Origin of the sequence: Pseudomonas baltica (assembly GCF_014235765.1) — a bacterium.
Taxonomy (GTDB): domain Bacteria; phylum Pseudomonadota; class Gammaproteobacteria; order Pseudomonadales; family Pseudomonadaceae; genus Aquipseudomonas; species Aquipseudomonas baltica.
The window spans coordinates 104,727-130,666 of sequence record NZ_JACMYH010000004.1 but is presented as its reverse complement, the minus strand read 5'-3'; the positions used below and the strand labels follow the sequence as shown (position 1 = coordinate 130,666).

27 protein-coding genes and 1 pseudogene are annotated in these 25,940 nt (G+C 60.3%); 14 read left to right on the top strand and 14 right to left on the bottom strand.

Translation table 11 applies throughout. The annotated features are described in order from the left end of the window. Positions 1-153: 153 nt before the first annotated feature. The 5 genes from H7993_RS15020 to H7993_RS15000 form a co-directional block, all read right to left on the bottom strand. On the bottom strand, positions 154-2,574 hold the full coding sequence (locus H7993_RS15020) for a TonB-dependent siderophore receptor (RefSeq protein ID WP_185794869.1): 2,421 nt from the start codon (positions 2,572-2,574) through the stop codon (positions 154-156). Between the two features lie 109 nt (positions 2,575-2,683). Next, positions 2,684-3,616 carry a FecR family protein gene (locus H7993_RS15015; RefSeq protein ID WP_185794868.1) on the bottom strand — a complete coding sequence of 311 codons (933 nt, stop codon included), beginning with the start codon at positions 3,614-3,616 and terminating at the stop codon, positions 2,684-2,686. Positions 3,617-3,642: 26 nt separating this feature from the next. After that, the gene (locus H7993_RS15010; protein WP_185794867.1) at positions 3,643-4,140 is read right to left on the bottom strand and encodes an RNA polymerase sigma factor; all 498 of its coding nucleotides are present in this window, start codon (positions 4,138-4,140) and stop codon (positions 3,643-3,645) included. A gap of 99 nt (positions 4,141-4,239) precedes the next feature. After that, a complete protein-coding gene (locus H7993_RS15005) occupies positions 4,240-5,079 on the bottom strand; it encodes an alpha/beta hydrolase (protein ID WP_185794866.1) in 840 nt (279 codons plus the stop codon). Between the two features lie 154 nt (positions 5,080-5,233). Further along, positions 5,234-5,470 (bottom strand): DUF1127 domain-containing protein, encoded by a 237-nt coding sequence (locus H7993_RS15000; protein WP_244647065.1) that lies wholly within the window; start codon positions 5,468-5,470, stop codon positions 5,234-5,236. A gap of 95 nt (positions 5,471-5,565) precedes the next feature. On the opposite strand from H7993_RS15000, the gene H7993_RS14995 reads away from it, so the two are divergent. Next, positions 5,566-6,420 carry a LysR family transcriptional regulator gene (locus H7993_RS14995; RefSeq protein WP_122714447.1) on the top strand — a complete coding sequence of 285 codons (855 nt, stop codon included), beginning with the start codon at positions 5,566-5,568 and terminating at the stop codon, positions 6,418-6,420. A 53-nt stretch (positions 6,421-6,473) separates the two neighbouring features. Here H7993_RS14995 and H7993_RS20980 read toward each other — a convergent pair whose 3' ends face one another. From H7993_RS20980 to H7993_RS14975, 5 genes and pseudogenes are all read right to left on the bottom strand, one after another. Continuing rightward, positions 6,474-6,968 carry a methyl-accepting chemotaxis protein gene (locus H7993_RS20980; protein ID WP_244657432.1) on the bottom strand — a complete coding sequence of 165 codons (495 nt, stop codon included), beginning with the start codon at positions 6,966-6,968 and terminating at the stop codon, positions 6,474-6,476. Between the two features lie 372 nt (positions 6,969-7,340). Beyond that, positions 7,341-8,495, bottom strand: a pseudogene (locus H7993_RS20975) (FIST signal transduction protein); the annotation flags it as partial. A 195-nt stretch (positions 8,496-8,690) separates the two neighbouring features. After that, the gene (locus H7993_RS14985; protein ID WP_185794864.1) at positions 8,691-10,646 is read right to left on the bottom strand and encodes a P-loop NTPase family protein; all 1,956 of its coding nucleotides are present in this window, start codon (positions 10,644-10,646) and stop codon (positions 8,691-8,693) included. A 60-nt stretch (positions 10,647-10,706) separates the two neighbouring features. After that, the gene (locus H7993_RS14980) at positions 10,707-11,036 is read right to left on the bottom strand and encodes a hypothetical protein (RefSeq protein WP_185794863.1); all 330 of its coding nucleotides are present in this window, start codon (positions 11,034-11,036) and stop codon (positions 10,707-10,709) included. A gap of 276 nt (positions 11,037-11,312) precedes the next feature. Continuing rightward, complete coding sequence (locus H7993_RS14975; RefSeq protein ID WP_185794862.1) at positions 11,313-12,251, bottom strand: hypothetical protein; 939 nt, start codon at positions 12,249-12,251, stop codon at positions 11,313-11,315. A gap of 366 nt (positions 12,252-12,617) precedes the next feature. On the opposite strand from H7993_RS14975, the gene H7993_RS14970 reads away from it, so the two are divergent. Together H7993_RS14970 and H7993_RS14965 are read left to right on the top strand one after the other, a co-directional pair. After that, on the top strand, positions 12,618-12,821 hold the full coding sequence (locus tag H7993_RS14970) for a hypothetical protein (protein ID WP_185794861.1): 204 nt from the start codon (positions 12,618-12,620) through the stop codon (positions 12,819-12,821). Between the two features lie 133 nt (positions 12,822-12,954). Further along, the gene (locus H7993_RS14965; RefSeq protein WP_185794860.1) at positions 12,955-14,103 is read left to right on the top strand and encodes a Fic family protein; all 1,149 of its coding nucleotides are present in this window, start codon (positions 12,955-12,957) and stop codon (positions 14,101-14,103) included. A 15-nt stretch (positions 14,104-14,118) separates the two neighbouring features. On the opposite strand, the gene H7993_RS14960 is transcribed toward H7993_RS14965, so the two are convergent. After that, on the bottom strand, positions 14,119-14,574 hold the full coding sequence (locus H7993_RS14960; RefSeq protein WP_185794859.1) for a DUF2442 domain-containing protein: 456 nt from the start codon (positions 14,572-14,574) through the stop codon (positions 14,119-14,121). Positions 14,575-14,691: 117 nt separating this feature from the next. Then, on the bottom strand, positions 14,692-15,471 hold the full coding sequence (locus tag H7993_RS14955; protein ID WP_122480588.1) for an IclR family transcriptional regulator: 780 nt from the start codon (positions 15,469-15,471) through the stop codon (positions 14,692-14,694). Between the two features lie 215 nt (positions 15,472-15,686). Here H7993_RS14955 and H7993_RS14950 point away from each other — a divergent pair, with 215 nt between their 5' ends. The 7 genes from H7993_RS14950 (at position 15,687) to H7993_RS14920 (ending at position 20,285) form a co-directional block, all read left to right on the top strand. Then, positions 15,687-16,451, top strand: coding sequence for an ABC transporter substrate-binding protein (locus tag H7993_RS14950; protein WP_122480589.1), 765 nt, complete (start codon positions 15,687-15,689; stop codon positions 16,449-16,451). A 14-nt stretch (positions 16,452-16,465) separates the two neighbouring features. Then, a complete protein-coding gene (gene ehuD / locus H7993_RS14945) occupies positions 16,466-17,134 on the top strand; it encodes an ectoine/hydroxyectoine ABC transporter permease subunit EhuD (protein WP_122480590.1) in 669 nt (222 codons plus the stop codon). After that, entirely contained in the window at positions 17,131-17,883 is a 753-nt protein-coding gene (locus tag H7993_RS14940) for an amino acid ABC transporter ATP-binding protein (protein WP_185794858.1), read from the top strand. Before ehuD ends, H7993_RS14940 begins: the two co-directional genes overlap by 4 nt. Before the next feature lie 5 nt (positions 17,884-17,888). Beyond that, complete coding sequence (locus tag H7993_RS14935; protein WP_342345052.1) at positions 17,889-19,157, top strand: NAD(P)/FAD-dependent oxidoreductase; 1,269 nt, start codon at positions 17,889-17,891, stop codon at positions 19,155-19,157. A 96-nt stretch (positions 19,158-19,253) separates the two neighbouring features. After that, the gene (locus tag H7993_RS14930; protein ID WP_122480593.1) at positions 19,254-19,529 is read left to right on the top strand and encodes a hypothetical protein; all 276 of its coding nucleotides are present in this window, start codon (positions 19,254-19,256) and stop codon (positions 19,527-19,529) included. Positions 19,530-19,702: 173 nt separating this feature from the next. Beyond that, entirely contained in the window at positions 19,703-19,981 is a 279-nt protein-coding gene (locus tag H7993_RS14925) for a type II toxin-antitoxin system RelE/ParE family toxin (RefSeq protein WP_185794856.1), read from the top strand. A gap of 13 nt (positions 19,982-19,994) precedes the next feature. After that, positions 19,995-20,285, top strand: a complete 291-nt coding sequence (locus H7993_RS14920; protein ID WP_122480595.1) for a HigA family addiction module antitoxin — start codon at positions 19,995-19,997, stop codon at positions 20,283-20,285. 21 nt (positions 20,286-20,306) lie between these two features. On the opposite strand, the gene H7993_RS20830 is transcribed toward H7993_RS14920, so the two are convergent. Then, positions 20,307-20,435, bottom strand: a complete 129-nt coding sequence (locus H7993_RS20830) for a hypothetical protein (RefSeq protein WP_280517420.1) — start codon at positions 20,433-20,435, stop codon at positions 20,307-20,309. 54 nt (positions 20,436-20,489) lie between these two features. Between H7993_RS20830 and H7993_RS14915 the strand changes: the two genes are divergently transcribed. Genes H7993_RS14915 through H7993_RS14905 form a run of 3 tightly spaced genes read left to right on the top strand, consistent with a single transcriptional unit; the run spans position 20,490 to position 23,808 of the window. Beyond that, positions 20,490-21,863 carry a CHASE2 domain-containing protein gene (locus tag H7993_RS14915; RefSeq protein WP_185794855.1) on the top strand — a complete coding sequence of 458 codons (1,374 nt, stop codon included), beginning with the start codon at positions 20,490-20,492 and terminating at the stop codon, positions 21,861-21,863. Then, the gene (locus H7993_RS14910) at positions 21,860-22,219 is read left to right on the top strand and encodes a hypothetical protein (RefSeq protein WP_185794854.1); all 360 of its coding nucleotides are present in this window, start codon (positions 21,860-21,862) and stop codon (positions 22,217-22,219) included. Before H7993_RS14915 ends, H7993_RS14910 begins: the two co-directional genes overlap by 4 nt. Beyond that, positions 22,216-23,808: a M48 family metallopeptidase gene (locus tag H7993_RS14905; RefSeq protein WP_185794853.1), complete on the top strand. Its 1,593-nt coding sequence runs from the start codon at positions 22,216-22,218 to the stop codon at positions 23,806-23,808. Before H7993_RS14910 ends, H7993_RS14905 begins: the two co-directional genes overlap by 4 nt. Before the next feature lie 14 nt (positions 23,809-23,822). Here the strand turns inward: H7993_RS14905 and H7993_RS14900 are convergent, their stop codons facing one another. Beyond that, the gene (locus tag H7993_RS14900) at positions 23,823-24,449 is read right to left on the bottom strand and encodes a glutathione S-transferase family protein (RefSeq protein ID WP_185794852.1); all 627 of its coding nucleotides are present in this window, start codon (positions 24,447-24,449) and stop codon (positions 23,823-23,825) included. 291 nt (positions 24,450-24,740) lie between these two features. On the opposite strand from H7993_RS14900, the gene H7993_RS14895 reads away from it, so the two are divergent. After that, on the top strand, positions 24,741-25,793 hold the full coding sequence (locus tag H7993_RS14895) for an ABC transporter substrate-binding protein (protein WP_122480600.1): 1,053 nt from the start codon (positions 24,741-24,743) through the stop codon (positions 25,791-25,793). The last annotated feature ends 147 nt before the right edge of the window (positions 25,794-25,940 follow it).

Here is a 25,940-nt window from a genome sequence, read left to right as displayed (position 1 = left end):
CTGACGCACCCTAGTATCTTGTTGGGTGCTTCAGGAAAGCTACCTCACTTTCGACCGACCGCACTGAGCTCCGCATATTTTTCAAGCATTCATGATCGACGACTCACTATCAGCTCACGCTAACCTGTGCCCATCCGGCCGAAACAAGCCCTCTCAATACTTCCACGTCACCGAAGCCGTCAAATTGCGCGGCGCGCCGTAGTTGGTCGACCCGGACGACTGATACAGCGACAGCAAGTACTTGCGATCGGTGACGTTGTTGAGGTTCAGCGAGGTGCTCCAGTTGTCGTCGATGTCGTAGCTGGCCATCAAGTCCACCAACGCGTAAGCCTCTTGGCGCACGTTGCTGTTGGTGTCGACCTCGGTTGCACTCTGCCATTGGAAACGGGTGCCTATCTTGAGGCTTGGCATCTCGGGCAGGCGATAGGTCAGGCTGCCGCGCAGGGTGTGGGTGGGGATGTACTTGCGGGTGTCGTCGCCGTTGTCGTCTTCGATCTGCACGAAGGTGTAGCCGCCCGCTATGTCCAGGCCGGGTAGCGCTTCGCCCGACGCGCCCAGTTCGAAGCCATGGCTTTTGACGTTGGTGCCGCGGTACAGGTACTGGCCACCGACGATTTCGCCGGTGAGCTCGGCGACGTTTTGCTGATCGGTTTTGAACGCGGCAGCGGTGAGGGTGAGTCGCTCATCGAGCACGAGGCCTTTGACACCCACTTCCAGGCTTTTGCCTTCGAGGGGAAGGATCAAGCCGCCGCTGGTGCTGCGTAGGTATTGCGGTTTGAAGATTTTCGTCCAGCTGGTGTACAGGCTCCACTGTGGGGTGAGGTCGTAAACCAGACCGGTGTACGGGGTCACTTTGCCGTGCACCCGTGTGTCGTGGGGCGATCCGTACCCGGCGCCATCGCCGTCGGCGCTGAGCATGCGTGCGCCGGCGATCCAGTGCAGGTCATCGATGACGCTGAAGCGCGCGCCGGCGAACAGGCTCTTTTGTCGGTCGGTGAACAGCTGGGTATTGAGGTCGTCGGTGTAGTTCAGCGGCGGTTGCACGACGTTGCCGGACAGCGCGTCGGCCAGGCTCACCATTTGGTTGCCGGATGCGTCTTTGTAATGGCCGACCTCGTCGTGGTGGGTGCGGCCGTAGTTGGCGCCCAGGGTCAGTTCATGTTCCCTGCCGAACAGCGCGAAGGGTCCGGACAGTTTCGCTTCGGCGGTGACTTGCTCTTCCTTGCTGGTGGTACGGTTGATGTAGCCGTACACCTGGTCCGCGGTGGCGGGGATGGCGTAGAACATCTTGGTGTCGGAATCCTGCTTCATTCCGGCCAGGGTCAGGGTGCTGGTCCAGCCATTGTCGAACGCGTGGGTCAGCTCGGCGAAGGCGCGCTGGGTGTGCACGTCCCAGTAAGTCCAGGGCTGGCCGACACTGGAGCTGCGGCTGCTGTAGTGAATGCGGTTGCCCTGGTAGTCGGCGATGGGCAAGGCGCCCCAGGTGCTGCCATTAGAGTAGCTGTTCTGCTGGGTGAAGCCTACGGTGAGGGTGTCGGCATCGGACAGGTCGAAAGCCAACAGGCCTGCCGCGACATTGACCTCATGGCCGTACTGATCAAGGTAGGAGTTGCCTTTGTCATGGGAGGTGATGAAGCGTCCGCGAACGTTTCCGCTTTGGCTGAGTGGACCCGACACGTCAAAGCTCAAGCGGCGGTTGTCCCACGAGCCCACGCTGCTGTCGACCCGCGCCTGGAACGTGTCCGTGGGGCGTTTGCGCACCAGGTTAACCGTGGCAGACGGATCGCCGGTGCCGCTCATCAAGCCGTTGGCACCGTGCAGCACGTCGACCTGCTCGAACTCGGTCATGTCCTGATCGCCGACCAATACGCCGCCGGAGAACGGCAGGCTCATGCCGTCGAACTCGAAGTTTTCGATCTTGAAACCACGTGAAGTGAAGGCGGTGCGATCGGTTTCGAACTGTTCCACGGTCACCGACGGTGCGTTACGCAGCGCATCCTTCACGCTGTTGAGCTGGAAATCGTCCATCTGCTCGCGCGTAATCACGGTGATCGCTTGCGGGGTTTCCTTGTCGCTCAGGCCCAGGCGAGTGGTGCTGGACACCGGGTTTGCCCGGTAACCGCGGGTTGGGCTGACATCACCGGAGGTTTGATACTGGATCTGCGTGGGCGCCAGCAGGATTTCGCTGCTGGCCTGCGTGTTCTGCACCGGGACCAGGTAAACGGTCATGGCATCGGTTCGGGCGAAGGTGTAGCCACTGCCCTGCAACAACTTCGCCAGTGCCTCTTCCGACGAGTAGCGACCTTGTACGGCGGTGCTGCGCAGGGCGCTGTCCAGGTTGCCGTCCAGCAGCACGTTCTGGCCGGACTGCTGGCTGAACTGCAGCAAGGCCTGACGCAGGGGTTGCGCGGAAATATTGAGTGACAGCCGCTCTACGGACGTCGCCGCCGAATGGACCTGCGCGCCATGAGCCTGAAGTGCGCCGACGAGCAGTGTGCACGCCAATGCGGTGCCCAGCGCGTTGCGCTGCCAGCGGCTGTCGATGCTGGTTTCATGGTTGAGTTGCCTTGCCATTGCGGTCGTACCCCAGGAAGTGCGCGAAAATGCGAATACCAATCAGTCAGGCTAAGACGCATGAGCGCACGCAATTCCCTGAGAGTGCGTAAAAGATTTTTCTGCGGGATCAGGCGGGATAGATCAGGGTGATCAGATCGGTGTAACGATCCACACGGACCGCCAGGGCTTTGGTGATGGCGTCGAGCATCTGCTCGGGCTTGTTCAGATTGAGGATCAAACTGACCCGGCGGCTGGCGAGTTGCTTGTCCATGATGAAAATTCGGCCTTCGCGCCAGCGTTGCAGCTCATCAATGACCGTAAACAAGGGCTTGTCGAAGAACACCAATCGTCCGCTGCGCCAGGCGAGGACTTGGGCCAGTTCGGCGTGCTGGATGGGGCTGGTCCGATCACTGCTGAAACGCAGCGACAAGCCCTCCGCCAGATCGATCTGCTGGTTGGCCGTTACCACACGGACCGTCTTGCGGCTTACCGTCAGCAGTGTCGATGCGTCATCGCATGACAAGCAGAACTCGCCTTCGGCGGCCACCACCTGCCCGGATCGGCTGTTGACCGTGAACTCACCGGCGGCTGCGGGCAGCACATTGAAGTAGGCCTCGCCGTGAAGCAGTTCCACGGCGCGCCGGGTCGGTGAAAAATCCACATTCAGTGCGGTGTGGCCGGCAAGGTCGACGGTGGACCCATCGGGCAAGCTGACCGTCCGCCGCTCGCCCACGGCGCTGCGGACATCGGCGAACGGCAGGCCCATATCGTTGAGCCACAGCATGGAGGCGCATGCACTGACGGCCACGGCACTGGCGGCGATGCCCATGCCGACGAAACGCCGTCGGGACAGTTGCGCAGCCGCCGGTGCCGCGTTGAGCGAAGGCAACTGCGCGGACGCGGCCCACAGGTGCTCGAGCTGGGCATAGGCCTCGGCATGTCGGGGGTCGGCATCCAGCCACGCGGCCAACTCCGCCTGTTCCGCCGCAGTGGGCGACCCGCCCTGCATCAACGCAAACCAGGCGCTGGCTCGATGGCTTATGTCGTCAACGTGCGCCATAGGGGACGCTGGTGGTGGTTCGGCGCTCATTCGGACATACCGATCTTGAGCAGATCCAGGGCGCGCACCATGCGGCTATACGCGGTTTTGGCAGGAATACCCAGGCGCTGGCCTATTTCCACATAGGTCAGGCCTTCCACGCGCACCATCAGGAACACCTCGCGACAGGGCGCGGGCATGTTCTGGATCACGACGTTCAACGTATTGAGTCGTTGATGGGCAATTGCCGCTTGTTCAAGCGTTGGCGTGGACGGCTCGAAGCTTGAGGTCGTCTGCGGGTCGAGGGCCTCGCCTTTGCGGTGCTCCTGGCGCCGGGTGTGATCGATGAACAGATTGCGGGCGCTGGAGAACAGATACGCACGGAAGTTCGCAATCGGCGTTCGGCCCATTTGTTCGGAGAGGCGAATGAACGTGTCCTGAGTCAGATCGGCGGCGGTCTCTTTGCAACGCAAACGACGGTCCAGATAATCCTGAATTTCGCTGCGGTGGGCAAGGTACAGCGCCTTGAGATCTGGGCCGGACATGAAGGAACCTTGAAAGGCGGAGTGGCAAGGGCAGGAAAATATCACAAAGAGAATCATTTGCGCTTGCGAAGGCGTTGTTGCCTGCGCTTTCCTGCCTGCTCAATAGCGCCTTGCTCCCATCAACTCACCCAGTACCTGATTGGGGATGCGAAAGGGTATGGAGGCGTGGTCCTCGCCAGCTTCGACCACAAAGCCGGTGCGCAGCCCGGTACCGGACAATTCCTGCAGGCGTGAGTACAACGCTCTGGCATCCTGGATCCCCTGAACCGAATCGCGCTCGGCCATCACGATACTCAGGCTGGTCTGCGTCATGTCGAGTTGCCCGGCGCGGACGCGTTCGGTGAAGGCGCGTTCAGGCGCCAGCAGAAACTGGTCGCGCCACCACAGGCTGGGGCTGACCGCGACAACGTGTTGAAACAGAGTGGGCCGAGTGAACATCGCGTACACGCCCAGCATGCCGCCGAACGAGTGCCCGACCAGGCTGCGCTGGTCTTCGTCGACTTTGAAATGCTCGGACACCTTGGGCATCAGGCGCGTCTGGATGAAATCGAGAAACAGATCCTGGCCGCCCTGTGGAGGTGTGTTGCGATCGGCGGGCGCAGGTGGGGTCAGGTCGAACGCGCGCCGGGCAAAGTCCAGGGGCGTATCACTCGGATAACCGATGGCCACCAGGATGGCTCCGCGCAATTTGGCCTGTGCGCGTTTGGCGGTATGAAACGCCGGGAAATAGGCATTGCCGTCCAACAGATAGATCACTGGATAACCGCCGGTGTAGGGCACGTCACCCTCGGGAAGGCTGATCATGATGCGATATTCCAGCCCGCCTTCGCTTTGCATCGTCCATTGCTCGGTACCGTCCAGCGTGACCGGCTGCGCATGAGCGGCCATCGCCGCGCCAAGAAGCCAGGCGGTGAACACTGCAATTACTTTACGAATCATGATTTCAGACGGTCCTCATTGGTCAGGCCCGCAAGCGGATGCCGTCGACGTCAAAGAAGCCGACCGGCACACCTGCGCGGTGGAGAATGTTCTCGCATGCCCATAAGACGGATGACGGCGTCGTTTGTCTTGCTTTGGCGATGGCCAAACCGATTTACTTGCAGAACGGATCGTCCCAGAACGGGCGCTCGATCTCTTTATAGATATCCGCCCGGCTCAAGCCCAGGTCCTTGAGCCCGGCGTCACTCATCTGCTCGAGTTGATGCCGTTGCCGAGTCAGTTCATACCAGCGCGCGATACGCTTCCATGGATTGGCAAAAAACCTTGCTGATTCACTTTGGGTGCAGCAGCCATCGTTCGAAACACAGGCATTCATTGTTTGACCTTTCATCTGCTCATCCTCCGGGTTGATGGCTTGATTCTCGGTTCAGGCTTAACATCAATCCAACGAATGTTTTGAATGCTGTGCATCTCAGAGATTGATCAATGTCCCATTACCAGAGCATCGACTCGGAAGTCCTGCGTACTTTCGTGGCCATCGCCGATGAAGGCGGTTTCACCAAGGCCGGCGAGCGGGTTAACCGCACTCAATCGGCAGTGAGCATGCAGATGAAGCGGCTCGAGGAGGACGTGCTGTGTCGGCAATTGTTCGAACGTGATGGCCGGCAGGTGAAGCTGACGGCTGAAGGGCAGATTCTGCTGGGTTACGCGCGCCGCATTCTCAAATTGCACAGCGAAGTGTTCACCACCCTGCGCGAGCCGCACATGGTCGGCACCGTGCGCATCGGCACTCCGGACGACTACGCCATGCGCTTTCTGCCGGGGATCTTGTCCGGCTTCGCCCAGGCGTTTCCGCTGGTGCAGGTGGAGGTCCATTGCGAGAGCTCCCGGCAATTGATGCAACGCAAGGATTTGGATCTGACGATCGTTACCCGTGAGCCCGGGCGCGAAGTCGGCCAGCTGCTGCGTCAGGAACGCTTCGTGTGGGCCGAAGCCGAGGGCTTTTTTCTCCATGAACAAACGCCCGTGCCACTGGCGATGTTCAATACCGACTGTTTTTGCCGGATATGGGCGTGCAATGCCTTGGACGCCGCGCAGAAGCCGTACCGGATCGCCTACTCCAGCCCCAGCCTCGCGGCGATAATGGCCGCGGTCGGCGTTGGCCTGGCGGTCACCGCACAGTTGCAGAGCCTGATCACGCCGGGGCTGCGGATCATCGGCGAAGCCGAGGGCATGCCCTTGTTGCCATTGGCGAGCATCATGCTGCTGCGCAACCCAGATACCCGGTCGCCGATGATCGATGCGTTGGCCGAGCATATCGTCGAGGGGTTCAGGCTTTGAGTACCGGAGCAGACTCGACGTCATGACCGATCGCCAACCTGCGCAAAGCTCCCCTACCCCCGCGTCAGCCCGGTCAACGTATCCGCAATCCCCTTGGTCCGCCTCGCCGTGCCTTCCGTGGCCTGGCTCGATGCCTCCAGGGTATCCAGCATCTCCCTCAGCGCGCCCACCCCTGTGGACTGGTCTTCGATCTGCTGAGCCACGCGCTGAATCTCGCTCGACAGCAAGTCGACATCCACGCCGATATCCGCCGCATTCTTGCGGGTGATCTCCGCCAGCTTGCGCACCTCGTCAGCCACCACTGCAAACCCTCTGCCCAGTTCGCCAGCGCGGGCTGCTTCGATAGCAGCGTTCAACGCAAGCAAATTGGTCTGCCCGGCAATCTGCTGGATCACCTGCACGATGGACTGGATCTGCAGGCTCGAACTGGCCAGCGCACGTGCGCCCACCACCGCTTCGTCCGCCTGCCGGGCAAGGTCTTCGACGGTGCTGCCGGCCTGGCTGGAAACGGTGTTCTGCCGGTCGATGGTGGCCGCCAGGTCGTCCATGGAAAGGTGCAGTTCGCCGGAGTAATGCTTGATCTGGGTGGCCATCTGCTCCTGTTGCTCGCCCGCGTCGGCGAGCACCTGGCCCAGGGCCGCGAGGCCTTTGAAAACGGGAAGGATGCCGTTGTCCAGGCCGCGGGTGTCGAGGGCGCTGGTGAAGTCGTTGCGTTTGAAGGCTTCGATCTGTTTGACCACTACGTGATTCAAGCCAACCATTTTCTTCAGTTGGCGGCGCAGGAAGAACGCTTTGAATTCGCCGTAGTGAGCGATGAAGCGGTCCACGTATTCGTCGGTGAACGAAGCACCCTTGGCGACGTGGAAGAAGAAGATCGCGGTCAGGGTCTGGTTGAGGTTCAGACCGAGGATTTCGCCGAAGGTCGAAAAGCCCACCACCGGCACATCGCCAAAGAGCCCGCGCATGCTGCCCAGGTCATTGGCGTTGTTGAGCCTGCGCAAGATGCAGTCGTTGAGAATGGCGGCGACCGGCTGGCCGCCCTTACCTTGCAGGAACTGTCGGTAGTCTTTTTCCGTGGCCTGACGCAACGGCGTACGCTTGACCATGACCAGCTCTTCGCCCGGTGCGACGTCGCAGAACAGTTGGATGATCTGCTGGGCGTGGTCGATGCGGGCAATGGAGCGCACGAACAATTCACTGCCGACACGGATGGCGAACGAGTACTCGGCCAGGTTCTTTTCCAGGGAGTGGCTGTCGCATTTGAAGGCGTTGCACAGGGCCTGCACCATGCTCATGATGTTGCCGTTACTGTCGATCACCTGGTCGATGGTGCGGTCTTCGACGGAGGCGGTGAGCACGCTGAACGTCAGCCCGACCGGTTCGAAGTTCTGGCTTTTGAACACACCGAACCGGATATCCGGAGCCGTCTTCAGGAAGACGATCTGGGCGTGGTTCTGGTAGCTGCGTTTGCCGTCGTGGATCAGGGTTTTCTGGAAGTCCGATTTGCCGCCGGCGGAACCGCCGACGAACAGGCATGGAAAACGACCGGACTCGTAGAGCGCCTCCATGAAGAACGATTCGGACGCCGACAGCCCGTCGAACACCACATAGGCGAGGGTGTCGCGGTGGTCGATGGTCGTGCTGACCTGCACGCGCTTGATGTTGTTGACCAGCTTTTCGATGCGCTCGCGCATCTCCATGCGTTTGCCGCCCTTGCGGATGTCTTCGCACTCCAGCGGCACCATGACCACTTCCGCCGAGGCAATCACGCTGCGCTCGAAGCACTGCAGGACGATACGGTCCCAATGCTCGCCTGCGGCGCAGTACAGGCCATCGGCGCTGTTGCACAGCTCACCCGAGGTGGTGCACAGGCTGATGATGCCATTGGGAAAGCGCTGCCTGACGCTGGCCGCGACCTTGTCGATGTCCAGGTGGGGCGAGACGAAACCTGTCACCAGCACGGGATCCGCGCGCAAACCGGCCAGGGCACGGTCCAGCTCACCGGCCGTGCAACTCAGGCTCACGGCGCCCTGGCTGTTTGCGCGGGCGTTGTTGAAGAGTTTGAAAAGGTTCATCACTGGGCTCGCTAGAAGAGGGCACAGCGCACGCGGGGCGTGGGCTTGCATTGGTTCTGCTATCGGCCTTGGGAAGGGGGACTTGAAGCAGGTGGTCGGGTTTATGGGGATCGAGGCTACTGTGACCTGCCGGGTTGTGTGCCTGCGTTCCAACCGCCAGACCGAACGCTTTCTTGCAAGCATTCAGAAGCATCATCAATAACCGTAAAGCTGCCGAAATGCCTGGCCCTTATGGTATTCAACCCACTCCTCCACATCGTAAGGAATGTACAGCTGGTGCCGAGCGCGGGAAATTGCGACGTACACTGCACAAATTCGCTCGTCGAATTCGTAGGCATCCTTGAGCGCCCCCGTGGTAAGCAGCTCGGGGGTCAGTAGCACCTGATCAAACTCCATTCCACCAGCGTCCTGGGCCATCATCAGCACACAACTGCTGCCGAGCTGGCCTTGCAAGCGGTTCAGCCGTGTCATGTCTGCAACGTTGAAACCCTTCTCCAGCGCGTCTTCTACCCATGAGAACGAATTGTCGTATCGATTGGCTTCGCGCACCTGAGCCCAGTCGAGCAATTCGTTAAGATCCGGGTGTGCGCCTTTGCCATGATGGTCAAGGCTGTAATATTCAGGCTTGTAGAGCGCGATGGCCGTGGACATGAAGTGCTGAAGGTCGTCCTGAGCCTTTTTGTTCGGGAAGCTGAAGCCACAGTTGGCGTCGTGAAGCTGCATGACCCATTTCATGGTGTCCCAATGCGAAGCCGTCAACACCGCACAGCTTTCAGGTGGCACGAAACCCTCGTGATAATGTTCCACTCGTACGTCCGCGTTGCGAGCCCCCTCGAAATACACTTTGCTCTTGGCCGAGTGCCGAGAGATAAGCGGGTTGACCAACTTCTCCACGTTGCGCCCCGAACGTAACGAATAGCTGATATCACTGCGACGCACTCCATGACGGCGCGGCACAGTTGCACCCTTGATCTGCTGATACTCATCGCCAAGGGTGATCAACACTTGTTTGCCACGCTCGATGATCTGCAATAGCGACGCGGGAATGTCCTGACTTTCATCGATGAGCACATGGGTAAACCGTGCCGGTACCACGCAGTCCGCCAAGCTGGCACGTTTGATCATCAACAGCGTGGCGAAATACCCATGACCTGCCCATGCCGGGGTCGAGTCCAAGTACCGCCATAGGCGTCTGGCATACTCGAGCAACACCTTGGCATCCTCACTGGTCAATGCCTGCTGGAAATGCGGAAGATGTGCAGCGCTCAAGCTGTAGTCTCTGGAAGCGCTGTAGTTTTCCAGTACTTTGAGGCACAGGCCCAAGGTAGTCGGCCCGTCATACTGGCGCAGGCCCAGGACGTTGAGTTCCAGAGCCAGTGCCTGCTTCGTCGGCAATCCGGCCGGGGCCGTTGCCGTGTTGAACCTGGAATGCTTCAGCAGTGCGTGCGCAAAGCCCTGGAAGGTGGAACCGGCTTTTCTGTCGCGATCGCCGCCCATGTGCTTGCGCAACACTTCAAGCTTGCTCTTCGTGCGCGCCAGTACAAGGGTGGTTTCGGGGCGCAGAAACTCCAGCAGTGCGCCCAGCAAATGGCTTTTCCCGACGCCGGCATAACCTTGTACATGCAAGTCTTCATTCAGATTGGCGCGGAAGGTGCGCAGCAGGTTGTCTTGCGCGTCGCTCAACCAGCGCTCCCGATGCCGCGGCGTAATCACATGCTCGCGGTAGGGGTTGTTCGCTCGGTAGTGTCGAATACTGAAGCTGCTATCCCACTCCCCCCCAGGCAAGAGGTAATCCTGGGCGGCGACCTCTTCGTCTTCCAGCAAGCGCAGTTTCAGGGTCTTGATCGCCTCAAGGCCGTAATACAGCTTGCCTTGGTCGAACAAGCGTTGTGCTTCGGATAACAGGCCACTCGGTCGTCGAGAGGCCACGGCCCATCCGATCAGCTTGGCCAATATTCTTTCGGCCCCAGCGGCATTCAAGTCTTTTTCAGCGGCCTGTGCCAGGTTTTGAATGACGAGCACGGCAGCCAGCTCCGGACCGCTCAGAGATTCAAGCTGGGAAGCACCGTCTTCGGCGAGCAGACGTAAACAGGTTTTCTCGGCGACAGGCAGGAAAACGGGATGGGATAAATCAACATGTTCGGCGTGCATAGACTCTCATTGCCAAGCGGTACGTTTCACGAGGGCCGTGGCTGCGCCACCCATCACTCATCATGCAAACGTCACTATACGGGTAGTCCCGTGACCGACGTGCCAACCAGTTCCGGGGTTGCTCCCATGCGTGGAAGCGTGGGAGGCGCGCCGAACGTCTTTGAGCCAGTTCAACTGCATCAGCCTGAACCCTACCGCCGATGTCGATACACCCAAAGCGATGCTCAAATCGGTAACAATGCGTTGCGCCGTTTCGATATTGTGGCGTTGGTAGTCGACATAGAGGCGGCCATGTCCACGCCATTTGACATCGTAGTGCTCAAGTAAAGGCGTCAGATGACGATTGAGAACGTATTCGTCACTCCACTGGTCAATCTTGCTTTCGTCCATTCAATGCACCTCCCACAGGTAGGCACATAAGTATGCCACCTTGATTTGCATTGATGTCCGGATCCGCAGGTTGGATAGGGAAAATAATCTTTAACGGACGTTTCAAGCGACGTCGTGCATGTGGGCTAGGCATTAGACAGTCTCAAACCTACATGACCTTTTCACTAGCCTGTGTTGGACCAACGCAGGCTGTGCATTGGAGCCAACCGGGCGCCCGCTGTAGCTTTCAAAACTAACAGAACAATCCTTCCGGATGGCGCGCTAAATTCGCTATTTCTACTGTAGGTGATGCGTATAGCGGGGCCGATGAAGCCGCTTCGCGCGTCGAATACCCCGACGAATTTTGGGCAATTCATGTATTGGTGAGACGAGGACCCGCACGCTCCAATATGCCCACCCTACCGTTTTTCGAAGCAATAGGCGGTCGCCCAGATCGTGCAACTCCAAGACTTCCGCAACAAACCTATAGAAGGCTGTATTACTAAGGTACTGATCATTTATGGACTCCAGCAATACATCGCCAACTAACTTCAGCGAGCCAAGAATGACTGCGCAGGGCAACACACAAACGGTAATAATTATAACCAGCCAAAACAGCTCAGTCATCGCCAAAGCGATATCAACATAGTCATTGATAGAACCAAACACGGCATCGGGCGTCATCGTTGCAATGACTATACCTGCCACTACCGCAAGGATACCAGTGACATAAGCTGCAAAGTTAGACGCTGAAGGAAGCCTAAAAAAACCAGAGGCACGTATCAGCCAGGTTTCTTTACACCGAAGCTTGATTTTCTCGCGCCACTCCCATTCATCGACCAGTTCAGCGGCCAATCTCATCAAATCATCTTCGATACGAAAAATCTTCTTCAGATAAGCCGTTTTTTCATTTGTAAGATTCGAAAAGGATCGCCGGAAGCCGAATGATATGGCATTGGGATTGTATAGCCTATACCGGCGCGCCCTGCCTAGGTAATAAGCCTGCCCAAGCCCCAATAGTGCAGGCAGCTCTGCTAAGAGTAGTGAAAATTGAGAATGGGAACTGAGTAAGAAGGTATTGCCCGCAAGCCTGATATAAAGATCACTGAGAACTAGCGAAAGGATTAGCGCTACGAGCACCAGTGAGAGCCATAGTACCAAGCTTCCCATGGCGTAGAAAACTGGCGGACGAAAGGTTTTTCGGTAGTGACGAATCTTATCGCTAATGGCTTGCACGACAACTCCTTTGATCTGGCTGCTCCATATTATGGTCATCATACTACTAAAGCGCCTCGCCGTAGCTCATGAGAAATTTTTCTAACTTACTGTATAGCCGCGACAGCGAATACACACACCGCCAGGTGACTCTCTCTTGAACAGGTAACACCCAGATAGTTTGCGACTTTGATGGTCAGCTCCGACAAGAGTTTTCACGCGTACAGAACATCAAGCCGAGTATCTATTGCATTTCATGGGTAGCAGCCTTTGCTCTTGACCCCCCTCACCTCCTCCAACCTCACTAACCTGCACGACTCAATGCTCAAACATCTGGACATCCCCAACCCAGTTCCCCAAGCCACGCTCCAACAATGGCTAAGCTAGGTGAATGCCCTCAGTCAGGCGCTCGAAGGTATCCAGCCTGCGATTCAGCAAGTGGTGGATGTCACCGATGCATTGGCGTTGACAGGGCAGTTGCTGGGTGCCGACCACCCCACGGCGCTGGATGCCGACAAGATGCGTTGCCTGCTCGGGCCGTTTTGCGAACGGTTGGAGTGGGCGGGCGAGCGGATTCGTCAGGTGCTCTAAAAACGAGCCGTGATTGGCCCGTATCATAAGCATCTAAAACGGCCCTTGATATCCAGCGTGAGCCGAATACACTCAACATTCGGCTCACAATATGAGCCGAATAAGATCCCCAATCGGCTCATCAAGGCGAGGAATGCTCATGCCCCAGTGGATCTGGCAGCAACCTCAATGGCCGCAATTCTCCTGGCAAGCCGACAAGCTGGCTGACCTGCTGCGTCGATGTACAAGCGAGCAAGGGCGGCTATTGGGCAGGCTTGGCGCCGTGGGTGATGAGAGCAGCCGACAGGGCATGCTCGATACGCTGCTGCAGAACATCATCACGTCCTCGGCAATCGAGGGTGAGGCACTCAATGCCGGTTCGGTTCGATCTTCCCTGGCTCGCCGCTTGGGTGTACACGAGCCCAAAGAGGCGCAGAGAACTTCGCGCAGCGAGGGTCTGGCGCAATTGATGGTCGATGCAACGTGCAATCACGCTCAACCTTTGAGCGTAGAGCGCTTGCTGCAGTGGCATTCGCTGCTGTTTCCAGCGGACGATTCGAGTCAGCTGCACACGCCGGTGCGTGTGGGTGAGCTGCGTGGCAATGAGCCAATGCAGGTGGTGTCGGGCCCGCTGGATCGGCCAACGGTGCACTTCGAAGCCCCATCTAGGCACGGGCTGGAACAGCAGCTTGAAACGTTCGTTGACTGGTTCAACGTGGCGTCGACCACGCTGGATCCCCTGTTGCGCGCGGGTCTCGCTCACCTGTGGTTCGTGACTCTGCACCCCTTCGACGACGGCAACGGTCGTTTGACCCGCGCGCTCACCGACCTGGCGCTTGCCCAGGGTGACCACCAAGCGGTGCGTTTCTACGCGATGTCAGCCAGCATTCTGGACAACCGGGTGGGTTACTACTCGGTTCTGGAACAAACGCAGAAAGCCGACATGGACGTCACGCCGTGGCTGGTGTGGTTTCTTCAGACGTTGCTCGCAGCAATTACCGCAGCGATCACGAACATCGATCGAGTGCTGAACAAGGCGCGCTTCTGGCAGGCGCACCGTGCGCTGCCGTTATCGAAGGAGCAGCTGAAAGTGATCAATCGCCTGCTCGATGGTGGCGCCAAGGGATTCGAAGAAGGGATCAGCGCCGCGCAGTATCAAGCGGTAGCGAAGGTCAGCAAGGCCACCGCCACACGCCACCTCGCCGATCTATTGGAAAAGGGCCTGCTGCAACGATTGCCAGGTGGGGGTAGGAGTACGCGCTATGAGATCGCGTTGGAACAAGCTGAACATCCCAAGTCCTGAAAGAAGACCTACACTTCAAGCCGCATCCGGATGATCCAGCGTTTCCCACCCTAGGCACGCTAGCGCCAAGGTCCGCGGCACTGCCTCTCGGCCACTGCTGTATCGGCTGATGCTGCGAGCGCTAACGCCTAGAGCCTCGGCAGCCTGATCCAGTGTAAGACGGTGCTTCAATCGCCACTGGATGAAGAGGCGCGTATTTTCGTCCAGCGCCGATTGCGCCAGCGCGTCCAGAAACAGCGTGTCGGCGCCAATCTGAATATCGAGCGCAGGCCATTCGACCGTCCAACCTGCGTCGCCCATCACGGCGCCTTCAAAGGCTTTGCCTTTGGTCAGTGAGCGCAGGCCAGGGTACCTTTTCAAATCGTCATGCATGTTGAGGCGCAATTGCTGACCGCTGGTAAACGTCAGATCAAGTATGGCGCCTGGATGTGCCTGCACAGCCCGCAGGCGGGGGCGTTTCATCGATGCCATTGCTTCCACTCCTCCAGTGAGACAGCTAAACCGCGACTATCCCGATCCAATGAGTATAAGGTTCAGTATCGCCAATTTGGCGATATCACAATACTAGGCTGGAGCCTCAATTTTCTCCTACCCCAAACTCCGCGCCGAATTGCTCAACACCTGCACACACTGCATCAACGCCGGCACCAGCTGGCTTTCGGCGTCGGCGCGAGTCCAGCGGCTGGTGGGGGCGACCACGTGGACGGCGGCCACGGGGCGGCCGTTGCCGCCGATGACGGGGGCGGCGATGGTCATGTCGCCGAGGAACAGTTCCTGGGTGTTCACCGCGTAGCCGCATTCGCGCACGGTTTGCAGCGAGGCCATGATCTCGTCCACGTCGGTGTGGGTGTGCGGGGTGTGCGCGACGCGTGCGCTGCTTTGCACCAGGGCCAGGGCCTCGGTGGGTGGCAGGGCGCTGAGGTAGGCACGACCGGAGCCGGTGCAGTACATCGGCACGCGGCTGCCGATGGGCATGTGCACGGGTACGAAGCGGGCGCTGACGAAGCGCGCGATGTAGGTCATTTCCACACCGGTGGGCTCGGTCAGGCAGGCGGTCTCGCCGGTCAGCCGGGTGAGTTCGGCGAGAAACGGGTTGCCCACCTCGATCAGCGAGTGAGCGTCCAGATAGCTGAAGCCCAGTTCCAGCACATGTGGGGTCAACTGGTAATGCCGGGTGCGCGAGTGTTTCCGAAGGTAACCGAGGCTTTCCAGGGTGAACACCATGCGCTGGGCCGAGCTTTTAGTCATGTGGGCGGCTTCGGCGATCTCTGCAAGGCTCATGCTGCGGCGCTTGGCGCTGAATGTACGCAGTACGGCCAGGCCTTTTTCCAGGGACTGGTTGAACAGGCTGTTGCGATCTTCGGACATGAGGGCCTCAAGGAAATGACCAGCGATTGAACCCGGACTACAGCTAATCAACAGCAAATAACGGGCCTGAAAATCGTATATCGATACGAAAACTCCGTTAAACGATTTTTCAGCTGCGTAAATTGATAGCAAAGACCTGGAATGGCACAGAGCTTGCGACCTTCCTCAGGACCGCATGGCGGTACCCACCTTCCGATTCCTTCTGGAGTGACCCGATGAACAGCCTTTCCCCTCTGTTTCGCCGTTTCGCGCTCGGTATCTGCATGACGCTCGGTGCCTCCCTGGTGCACGCTGCCGAGGCACCGATGTACAAGGTTGGTGCAACCGCCACGGGTTCGCCCTTCACCTTTCTGGACATCAAGAGCAACAGCATTCAGGGGATGATGGTCGACATCGCCAAAGCAGTCGGCGAGGCGGGTGGCTTCGGCACGCAGATGGAACAGACCAATTTCGCGGCGCTGATCCCGTCGCTGACGTCGGGCAAGCTGGACTTCATTTCGGCGGGCATGCTCAAGACCGAAGAGCGCGCCAAGGTGGTGGACTTCAGCACGCCGGTCTATTCCTACGGCGAAGGCCTGATCGTCAGTGCCGACGACAACACCGCCTACCCCGACCTCAATGCGTTGAAGGGTGAAGTGATCGGCGCCCAGGCGGGCACCGCCTTCTACGACCTAGTCAACAAAATGGGCATCTTCAAGGAAGTACGCACCTACGATTCGATTGCCGAGATGGTCCGTGACCTGTCCCTGGGTCGCATCAAGGCCGCCGTGGCCGACCAGCCGATCGTGGCCTACCAGATTCGTCAGAACACCTTCAAAGGGGTGAAGCTGGCTGCCGACTACACGCCGGCCAAAGTCGGCGATGTGTGCTTCGTGGTGCGCAAGGGTGACAGCGAAACCCTGGAGCGCCTGAACAAGGCCATCGACACCATCAAGGCCAACGGCACGCTGCAAGGCATCGTGCAGAAGTGGGGCGTGTAGGCTGAGGAGCGACCATGAAGCTTGCTGAATTCTTGCAGAACGCGCAGGACTTCCTGCCGATTCTGCTTCAGGGTGCGTGGGTGACCATCCAGATCACGGTGCTGTCGTTTCTGCTCAGCAGCGTGCTCGGGCTGGTGCTGGCGCTGCTCAAGCTGTCGCCGATCCGCGCGCTGTCGTGGGCGGCGAGCACGGTGATCAACGTGATCCGCGGGCTGCCGATCATCGTGCAGCTGTTCTATATCTATTTCGTGCTGCCGGAGATGGGCATTCATCTGACCGCCTTCCAGGCCGGCGTGATCGGCATGGGCATCGCTTACTCCGCTTACCAGGCGGAAAATTTTCGCACCGGCATCATTGCCGTCGACCAGGGTCAGCGCGAAGCGTCGGAAGCGCTGGGCATGCGCTCGTTCATGATGATGCGCCGGGTGATTCTGCCGCAGGCGTTTCGTATCGCGCTGCCGCCCTACGGCAATACGTTGGTGATGATGCTCAAGGACTCCTCGCTGGTGTCGACCATTACCGTGGCCGAGATGACCCGCCAGGGCCAGTTGATTGCCTCGTCGACCTTCCAGAACATGACCGTCTACACCTTGGTGGCCTTGCTGTATCTGCTGATGAGCCTGCCGCTGGTGTACGGGTTGCGGCGCATGGAGCAGCGTCTGAGCCGGAGGAAGAAGGCATGATCAAGATCAGCCAGTTGCAGAAGAACTATGGCGACCACCGCGTGTTGCACGGGGTCGATCTCGAGGTGCAGAAAGGCGAAGTGGTGTGCCTGATCGGCCCGTCGGGTTCGGGCAAATCGACGTTGCTGCGCTGCATCAATGCGCTGGAAACCTATGAAGGTGGCTCGATCCAGGCCTTCGGTGAAACCGTGCAGCGCGGCAGCAAGACGGTGCACACCCTGCGCAGCCGCATGGGCATGGTGTTCCAGCGCTTCAATCTGTTCCCCCATCGCACGGTGCTGGAGAACGTGATGGAGGGGCCGCTGTACGTCAAGGGCGAACCGGCCGCGCAGGTGCGCAGCGAGGCACTGGCGTTGCTCGACAAGGTCGGCCTGGCGGAAAAGGCCGATGCCTACCCGGAGCAGTTGTCCGGTGGCCAGCAGCAGCGTGTGGCCATCGCTCGCGCACTGGCAATGAAGCCTGAGGCCATGCTGTTCGATGAACCGACGTCGGCGCTGGACCCGGAGCTGGTGGGCGATGTGCTGCAGGTGATGCGCACCCTGGCAGACGAAGGCATGACCATGATCGTCGTCACTCACGAAATGGGCTTTGCTCGCGAGGTCGCCGACCGCGTGTGCTTCCTGCACGGGGGTTATCTGGTGGAGACCGGACCGGCCGAAGAGGTGCTGGGCAATCCGCAGCACCCGCGCACCCAGGATTTCCTGCGCCGGGTCTTGCACCCGACCACCAGCACCCGGAGCCAGCCATGATCGATGTGCCTTCACTGTGGGCGGCGACCGCGCCGCCTGCGCGGGTCACCCCGCCATTGCGCGAGTCGGGTACGTACGATGTGGTGATCGTCGGCGCCGGGTACACCGGCCTTTCCACTGCACTGCACCTGGCCGAGCGTGGCGTCAGCGTGTGCGTGCTGGAGGCGCGGGAGCCGGGCTGGGGCGCTTCGGGGCGCAACGGGGGGCAGGTCAACCCGACCTTGAAGCATGACCCGGACGAACTGGTGCGGCTGTACGGCGCAGCCATCGCCGAGCCGTTGATCGACACCGTGTCGCGCTCGGCCGACCTGGTGTTCGACCTGATCAAGCGCCACGGCATAGAGTGTGCAGCGGTGCGCAAGGGCTGGATGCAGGTGTCCTATTCGCACAAGGGTGTGGCTGGCCTGCACGCTCGCGCCGCGCAGTGGGAGAAACGCGGGGTGCCGGTGCAGCGCCTGGATGCTGGCGAGGTCGCTGCGCGCATGGGCAGCCAGGCGTTCGCCGGCGGTTGGCTGGATGGCCGCGCCGGCGCCATCCAGCCCCTGGCCTATGCCCGCGGGCTGGTCACTGCGGCGCAAGCGGCTGGCGCCAGTGTCCATGGGCAGAGCCCGGTGACCGGGTTGCAGCCAGTGGGGTCAGGCTGGCAGGTGCAGACGGCCAATGGCGCCCAGATCAACGCAACCCAGGTGGTGCTCGCCACCAACGGTTACAGCGATGGCCTGTGGCCGGGCATGGCGCAGAGCGTCCTGGCGGCGAACAGCTTCATCGTTGCGACCCGGCCGCTGCAGGGGGCGGCGGCACAGAGCATTCTGCCCGGGCAGGAGACCGTGTCCACGGCGCAGCGGCTGCTGCTGTACTTTCGCAAGGACAGCCACGGGCGGTTGCTGATGGGCGGCCGCGGCACCTTCAGCGACCCCGGCGCACCTCAGGATTTTGCCCATCTGGAACGCTCGCTGGCGTTGCTCTTCCCGCAGCTGGGCAAGCTGGATTTCGAGTACCGCTGGGCCGGACGCATCGCCATCACCCGGGACTTCATGCCCCACGTGCACCAACCTGCGCCGGGCCTGACCCTGGCACTGGGTTGCAACGGCCGCGGCATCGCCCTGTGTACCAGCCTGGGGCAACAACTGGCTGCCAGCCTGTGCGACAGCCGTGCCGAATTTGCCTACCCAGTGAGCCCTCTGCAGAAGCTGCCCATGCATGGCCTGCAACGCTTTTACATCGGCGCAGGCGTGGCCTGGTACAGCCTGCTCGACCGTTTGAACGTGAGCTGAGCGCCTGCGGCAGAGCGTCGCGCACGGGATTGGCGGTGAACCAATCGCCGTGCGCCGGTTTCTAAGGGGTTCACTCCGAACAATGGTTGCACCTCCATGCCTAAGAAACTTTCCCTCGCTCTGCTGATGATTTCCGCCCTGGGCCTGGCGGCCTGTGACAAGACGTCCGAAGACCATGTGCAGAAAGCCAACGAGCACACCGAAGCCGCCGCCCAGAAGCAAGCCGAAGGCAAGCCTGCGCAAGCCGCCGAGGAAAAAGCCGAAGCCGCCGAAGAACACGACAAGGCCCGCGAAAAGCGCGTCACCGAAGACCGCCACCAGGCGCTGTCCTCGGACGTACCGGACGAGATCAAGGCGCCCGAGAAGAAGTAAATCGCAACGCGATCGGCCCAGGCCCCGCCCGTGATGGACGGGGCTTTTTTGTACCGGGCGCTTGGCTCCAGACCACATTTGGAAACAGCCGGGTGTTCGAAGACCTCTCACAATGTCGTTACTCTGAGATGCCGATACGCAGGAAGCGTGATCGTTTACATCACGGAATAAGCATGATAAAAAGCTTTCAACACAAGGGCCTGAAGGCTTTCTTCGAAACCGGATCAACCAAGGGTATCTGCGCTGATCATGCCAAACGCCTTGCTCGCATCTTGCCGATTCTGGAGCGCGCCATTGATGCTGGCGATGTTGACATGCCTGGGTGGAGGCTATATCCACTCAAGGGTGATCTCGTGACGTATTGGTCGGTAACGGTGAGCGGCAACTGGCGGCTGATCTTTCGCTTCGAGGACGGCAACGTCGAACTGCTCGATTACCTCGACTATCACTAAGGATGACTGCGCCATGCCTATGCACAACCCTCCTCATCCCGGCGAAGCGTTGCTGGAAGATGTACTTCCGGCCCTGGACATCAAGATCGCGGAGTTCGCCCGGCGCTTGGGCTATGCCCGGGAAACCCTTTCACGGATCTTGCACGGTCATGCCCCCATCAGCCCGGACCTGGCCGTTCGCCTGGAGCGTGCTGGAATCGGCAAAGCACGTACCTGGCTGGCCATTCAGGCTGACTGGGATCTATGGCAGGCAGAGCACCGCCAGCAACCGCTGATCGAGCCGTTTGCCGCTTCCGTGTCTTGACTGCTCTGCCCTCAACTCCGTCTAGACGAAGTCGGCAGCTTCAGCCAGGGCCTTGACGAACACGCGGTAGGTCTTGGGGTTGGCCTCGCGAAACTTCTTGGTGGCGTACTCGTCGCTACGCGGCTCAGCCTGCCATTGCCTTGACATCATCTGTCCAATTCCTTTACAAAGCCGACACACAGGGATTCGCTGATCAGGCCACGGATGAAGGCTAACTATTTTCGATTCTGGCTGGGGCAGGTGCTGCTCGGCCTGTTCATAGGCTGCATCGCACTGCTGGACCCCTTCGGGCTTTCCAGCTCCAGTGACGCTGCGTCTTCGCAGTGGATCAATCGCATCGCCGCCAGCAGCTACCCGGACACCGGGCAGCAGCAGGTGGTCGTCGTGCTGATCGACGACGCCTACCTCATGCGCAACGCCACCTTCTGGCCCCTGCCCTATGCGCAGCAAAGCCAGCTGTTCAGGCGTCTGTTGGCGTACAAACCGCGGGCGGTCTTCGTGGACTTGATGTACAGCCACGACCACTCACTCAATGATGCCGACAACGGCAGCCAACTGCTGGTCAATGTCTTCGAGCGCTATCGAGAACAGGGCATCTCGCTTCTGTTGGCCAACACCGGCGACACTCGCGGTGTCAACGGTCAGGCCAACGCTTTGGCGCCGCTGGACCAGATGAGCCGTCGTGCACTGGTGAAGTGGAGCGATGTCGGCGACCGATACCCGTTGGCCGTCGAGACGTCGCAGGGGCTGATCGAAACGCCAGCGCTGGGCCTGTACCGCGAGTTTTGTCGCGACCGCGAATGTACCGGGCTGCCTGTCGATGCGGCCCAGGCAGCGCAACGCGCACCCATCGCGCTGCGCTGGGGAAGGACACTGTCACCCCTGCAATCGCTGGCCACCTCGGTGGCGGAATGCTCGGTAGCGGGCAATGCCTGGTATGCCCAGTTATGGCAGGCGATCTTCTGGAAGTTCGGCGACAGCGGCCAGGCCACTTGTGCCTATACCCTCACCCTCAAGGCCAGCGCCCTGGAAGCCAATTCGCCCGAGGACCGTGCGCTCTTGCGGCAGTTGCTCAGCGACAAACTGGTGCTGGTGGGGGCTCAGATCACCTCGGCCGGCGACCTTACCCAAACGCCGGTGCACGGCCTGCTGCCAGGGGTGTACCTGCACGCCATGGCGCTGGACAACCTGGTGACCTACCACGATGCGTATCAACGCGATCCGGACAGTTATTTCTGGCTATCGATCAGTTGGCTGGACCTGGTGCAATTGGGTTTCGTTATCGTCATCGTCGGTCTGCGTGCCTGGTATCGACGGCGCCGCCATCGTCGCGCCAAAGCGTGGCGCGCCCCCCTGTTCAGTTGGGCCATCGTCCAGGTAGCACTGGCCGTGCTGTGCTGGGGACTGTGGCAAAACAACATCAGCCCGGCCAATGTCCTGGCCATTGCCGTGTTGTCGGTTTCAATCATTTCAGCGCCGATCAGCCGGTTTGCCAAGCGGCGATGGCGATCGCTCGTGCGTTATTTCGCCCAGCGCAGGCGCGCTCGTATTTCACTTGTAGAAGGAACTCAAGGATGACCCGAATCACGTTTTTGCTGTTGGCAGCGCTGTGCAGCCCGAGTGTGTTGGCCACCACCGTCGACGCCTATGAAGCCGATCCGCTGACATTGCTCGACGAGCATGGCAAATCTCAGGGCAGGTTGCCTGTGAAGGATGCACCCAAGCCGCCGTTGCAGGTGTTGACCGCCCACCCGAATCTGGATCAGGTACAGGTCGAGCTTGGCGGACGCAAAGTCTGGCTGGACACCATGGACCTGCGTTTGAGCGAAGGCAAGATCGTTACCACGCCTTGCGAAAGCCTGCCCATCAGCCAGAAGGCCGACACCCGGAACGCCTCGACCATCGGCTTCGGTTCAGGCTGCAGCAAACCATGAGCGCCGGGACCGTGAGGGACCGGGCCTTGCACACCAGCCTTTGCGCCTTGGCCTGCCTGCTGCTCGGTGGTTGCGGCACGCTCAAGGGCGCAGATGCTGCATTCATGAACCTGGTAGGGCCTTCTACCCAATCCCAGGTCAAAGGACGCTATCTGGACACGGCGGATGTACGCCAGTATTACAGGCTCGACCCGCAACGGGTCAGCGCACAGCGCCTGAGCTATGACGGCATGGCGGTCCCGGCCGGGGAAATTCGCCAGCACAATGTGGTGCTCATTCCACCTTTGCAGACGTACCTGCAAGGCATCGTCGGCAGGCTCGGCAAAGGTTGGCCAGGCGAGTTGCCCGCTCTGCAGGTGAAGGTCATCGACAGCTACGGTTTCGGGCCATCGGCCGACCCGTACGGCAATCTGTTCGTCCCCTTGGGCATGCTCGACAACGTCCAGAGCGAGGACGAGATCGCGGCGATGCTGGGGCACGAAATGAGCCACGTACTGCTGCACCATCATGATCGACGGGCAGCGTTCCAGCAGCAGAATGCTGTGCTGAGCAACGTGGCAACCTCGGTGGTGCTCGCGACCATGATCGCTGACACCGGAGTGAACCGTAGCTCGGGCAGCTTGAAGTTCATCAGCAAGGACCCGCAGGGCATGCAGAAAACCGTGGGCAATACGGTGCTGTATACGGCCTTGGTGAACAGCTTCTCGGAAAACATCTGGAGCACGGCCTGGGGCCGCAGCCAAGAGGACCAGGCCGATCTGCTGGGTGCCGACTTGATGATCAAGGCCGGCTATGCTCCGCGCGCCGCCAGCCACAGCCTGCAGCGCCTGAGCGATTTCCAGGGCAAGCAGAAGTCCTTGCTCGGCAGCTTTGCCACGCAGCGAAAGGAAGCCATGCAGGCGTCGTTGCAGAACCTGCAGGTCGATCGCTTGGTCAAGGAGGTGGAAGTCACCTTGAATCAAGGGCTGGCCACCGGCATCACTGCCGCAGGCCAGTATTTCCAGCGCTCGCACATGTCGCCGCTGGACCGCGATACCGAACTGCGCCAGTACCTGCAACGCCAGTACGATGGGCAACGACGTGCGCCGGTCAATGCCGATGACTGGCAGCGATTGCGGGCCTCTGGCGCGGTCGCACCGTCGCTGCAAGCCTACAAGGACGCCTATGCGGCGACCGTGGCACTTGAACAAAAGAAACTGCGCGAAGCGCAGCTGTTCAGCGACCGGGCGCTGACGTCTGCGGTACGCGACCAGCCCGGCATCCGCCGAGCAGCCTTCAGTGTCGACATGGCGCAGGGCAAACGCCGCGAAGCGCTGAGCGAGTTGCAGTCGATCAAAGACTGGTCACTGGCCAGCCCTGAGCTGTACGACTTGATGATCGCTCACCATCTGCGCAACGACGATCCACGCGCAGCCTTGGCACTGATCGCCCAAGCGGAAAGGACACTGGGCTCCGAAGAGCTTTTCATCACCGAGAAGCTGGCCGCCAACCAACGGCTCAAGGACGACGCACAGGTCAAGCTACTGGCACGCAAGTGCGCGCAGTACCCGACGCGCAAGGACGGTTGCAAGAAACTGCTACCGGTCTGAGGCGCGTCGCGTGTTCACTTGGCGAACTTGTACTCGCCGCCCTGCTCGATCGCTTTCTGATAAGCCGGACGCGCCTGCAGGCGTTCGACCCAGGCCGACAGGTGCGGATAGGCGTCCAGCTTGCCCTGGGCTTTGGCCAACTCGCCGACGAAGCTCATCTGCACGTCGGCGCCGGTCAGTTCTTCACCCACCAGGTAAGGCGTCAGGCTGAGGGCGGTATTCAGGTAGCCCAAGTAGTTATCCAGTTCGGATTCGATGCGCGGATGCAGCGGCGCGCCGGCTTCGCCCAGACGGCCGACGTACAGATTGAGCATCAGCGGCAGCATCGCCGAGCCTTCGGCGAAGTGCAGCCACTGCACGTATTCGTCGTAGGTGGCGCTGGCCGGATCAGGCTGGAGAGCGCCATGGCCGTGACGACGGATTAAATAATCGACGATGGCGCCGGACTCGATGATGGTGTGCGGACCATCCTGGATCATCGGCGATTTACCCAATGGATGGACGGCCTTGAGCTCGGCGGGCGCGAGATTGGTCTTGGTGTCGCGTTCATAACGCTTGATCTCGTAAGGCACGCCGAGCTCTTCCAGCAGCCAGATGATGCGTTGCGAGCGTGAATTGTTCAGGTGGTGAACGATGATCATGACGAAGACCTTCTGTAGGGGCAGGTTAAGAGCAGACCCGGCCTGATCTGCAGAGTGCAAAAAATCCCTGCGCGGGGAGCGCGCTCTTCACTCATCTCGATAGCTTCCTGTGGGCAAAACAGTTCCTGCTGCGCCACTCGGTGTTTTCGCAATAAAACGCTTCGACGGCGCCGATTTGTGGCCGCTTGCGCGCAGCCCCTGGCGGTAGATTGGACAGCAGCGGTCCAGCAGAACGACCGAGCGACAACAACCAGCTCGCCTCCCACCTGCCAACCTTCAGGAGTCCCGTACATGACACCGACGCCACTGCGCGCATTCAAGTTCGCAAGCCTTGCACTGCTGGTCGGCGCCTTCGGGCAGGCCTGGGCCGAGGACATCACGTTCGTTTCGCAGGGCGGTGCCTACCAGGAGGCACAGAGCAAGGCCATCCTCGAACCGGCGGCCAAGAAGCTCGGCCTGACCCTCAAGCAGGACAGCTCGCCCAAGGCCTACCCGATCATCAAGACCCAGGTCGAAAGCGGCAAGGTCAGTTGGGACGTGGTCGACCTGCCCACCGGCGATTGCCTGCGCGGTGAGGCCGAGGGCCTGTTCGAAAAGCTCGACCCAGCCCTGGTGCCGAACGCTGCGCAGCTTCCGGCGGCGCTCAAGGACGACTACACCGTCGGCTACATCAGCTACTCCACCGTGCTGGCCTATCGCACCGATGCCTTCAAGGGTGACAACGTGCCCAGGACCTGGGCGGATTTCTGGGACACGAAGAAATTTCCGGGGCAGCGCTCGCTGCGCAACCTGCCGCGCCCCACCCTCGAGATTGCCTTGATGGCCGACGGCGTGGCGCCTGACAAGCTGTACCCGCTGGACGTGGAGCGGGCCTTCAAGAAGCTCGAGGAAATCAAGCCGCACATTGCCACCTGGTGGACCTCCGGCGGGCAGTCGGCGCAGTTGATCAGTGATGGCGAGGTGGACATGATCCAGGCCTGGAACGGTCGCATCACGGCGGTGCAGGCCGACGGTGCGCCGGTAGCCTTCGACTACAACCAAGGCGTGCTGGAAACCAACTCGCTGTGCGTGCTCAAGGGTACGGCGCACCGGACGGCAGCGATGAAGTTCGTCAACGAGGCCATCGACGCCAAGCTGCAGGCTGCGCTGCCGATGATCATCGACTACGGCCCGCTGAATCCCGAGGCGTTCAAGACCGGCACCATTCCTGCCGAACGTGCGACCAAGCTGCCGTCTTCGCCTGAAAACATCTCGCGTCAGGCGCTGCTGTCGGCCAAGTGGTGGGCGTCGCAGGAAGGGGTGAAGGCCGAAGAGCGCTGGCTGGCCTTTGTGCAGAAAAAGTAGGCGTGCCAGGGCGGGCCTCTTCGCGGGCAGAGCCCCGCTCCCACAGAAGCACGTCTGAAGCCTGCTCCTGAAGTGGAGCACTTCAGCGCTGCCTTTGTGGGAGCGGGTCTCTGCCCGCGAAGGGGCCGACGCAGTTGCTGCTGTCGC

What these genes read in the sequence shown, in the direction of transcription:
- H7993_RS15010 (WP_185794867.1), bottom strand. Translation starts at nt 4,140, where the DNA reads ATGTCCGGCCCAGATCTCAAGGCGCTGTACCTTGCCCACCGCAGCGAA.
- H7993_RS14985 (WP_185794864.1), bottom strand. Translation starts at nt 10,646, where the DNA reads ATGCACGCCGAACATGTTGATTTATCCCATCCCGTTTTCCTGCCTGTC.
- ehuD (WP_122480590.1), top strand. Translation starts at nt 16,466, where the DNA reads ATGAAGCTTGCTGAATTCTTGCAGAACGCGCAGGACTTCCTGCCGATT.
- H7993_RS20830 (WP_280517420.1), bottom strand. Translation starts at nt 20,435, where the DNA reads ATGATGTCAAGGCAATGGCAGGCTGAGCCGCGTAGCGACGAGTACGCC.
- H7993_RS14950 (WP_122480589.1), top strand. Translation starts at nt 15,687, where the DNA reads ATGAACAGCCTTTCCCCTCTGTTTCGCCGTTTCGCGCTCGGTATCTGC.
- H7993_RS14930 (WP_122480593.1), top strand. Translation starts at nt 19,254, where the DNA reads ATGCCTAAGAAACTTTCCCTCGCTCTGCTGATGATTTCCGCCCTGGGC.
- H7993_RS14900 (WP_185794852.1), bottom strand. Translation starts at nt 24,449, where the DNA reads ATGATCATCGTTCACCACCTGAACAATTCACGCTCGCAACGCATCATC.
- H7993_RS14995 (WP_122714447.1), top strand. Translation starts at nt 5,566, where the DNA reads ATGTCCCATTACCAGAGCATCGACTCGGAAGTCCTGCGTACTTTCGTG.
- H7993_RS15020 (WP_185794869.1), bottom strand. Translation starts at nt 2,574, where the DNA reads ATGGCAAGGCAACTCAACCATGAAACCAGCATCGACAGCCGCTGGCAG.
- H7993_RS14920 (WP_122480595.1), top strand. Translation starts at nt 19,995, where the DNA reads ATGCCTATGCACAACCCTCCTCATCCCGGCGAAGCGTTGCTGGAAGAT.
- H7993_RS20980 (WP_244657432.1), bottom strand. Translation starts at nt 6,968, where the DNA reads ATGGACGACCTGGCGGCCACCATCGACCGGCAGAACACCGTTTCCAGC.
- H7993_RS14905 (WP_185794853.1), top strand. Translation starts at nt 22,216, where the DNA reads ATGAGCGCCGGGACCGTGAGGGACCGGGCCTTGCACACCAGCCTTTGC.
- H7993_RS14940 (WP_185794858.1), top strand. Translation starts at nt 17,131, where the DNA reads ATGATCAAGATCAGCCAGTTGCAGAAGAACTATGGCGACCACCGCGTG.
- H7993_RS14925 (WP_185794856.1), top strand. Translation starts at nt 19,703, where the DNA reads ATGATAAAAAGCTTTCAACACAAGGGCCTGAAGGCTTTCTTCGAAACC.
- H7993_RS15000 (WP_244647065.1), bottom strand. Translation starts at nt 5,470, where the DNA reads ATGAAAGGTCAAACAATGAATGCCTGTGTTTCGAACGATGGCTGCTGC.
- H7993_RS14910 (WP_185794854.1), top strand. Translation starts at nt 21,860, where the DNA reads ATGACCCGAATCACGTTTTTGCTGTTGGCAGCGCTGTGCAGCCCGAGT.
- H7993_RS14980 (WP_185794863.1), bottom strand. Translation starts at nt 11,036, where the DNA reads ATGGACGAAAGCAAGATTGACCAGTGGAGTGACGAATACGTTCTCAAT.
- H7993_RS15015 (WP_185794868.1), bottom strand. Translation starts at nt 3,616, where the DNA reads ATGGCGCACGTTGACGACATAAGCCATCGAGCCAGCGCCTGGTTTGCG.
- H7993_RS15005 (WP_185794866.1), bottom strand. Translation starts at nt 5,079, where the DNA reads ATGATTCGTAAAGTAATTGCAGTGTTCACCGCCTGGCTTCTTGGCGCG.
- H7993_RS14895 (WP_122480600.1), top strand. Translation starts at nt 24,741, where the DNA reads ATGACACCGACGCCACTGCGCGCATTCAAGTTCGCAAGCCTTGCACTG.
- H7993_RS14955 (WP_122480588.1), bottom strand. Translation starts at nt 15,471, where the DNA reads ATGTCCGAAGATCGCAACAGCCTGTTCAACCAGTCCCTGGAAAAAGGC.
- H7993_RS14960 (WP_185794859.1), bottom strand. Translation starts at nt 14,574, where the DNA reads ATGGCATCGATGAAACGCCCCCGCCTGCGGGCTGTGCAGGCACATCCA.
- H7993_RS14965 (WP_185794860.1), top strand. Translation starts at nt 12,955, where the DNA reads ATGCTCATGCCCCAGTGGATCTGGCAGCAACCTCAATGGCCGCAATTC.
- H7993_RS14915 (WP_185794855.1), top strand. Translation starts at nt 20,490, where the DNA reads ATGAAGGCTAACTATTTTCGATTCTGGCTGGGGCAGGTGCTGCTCGGC.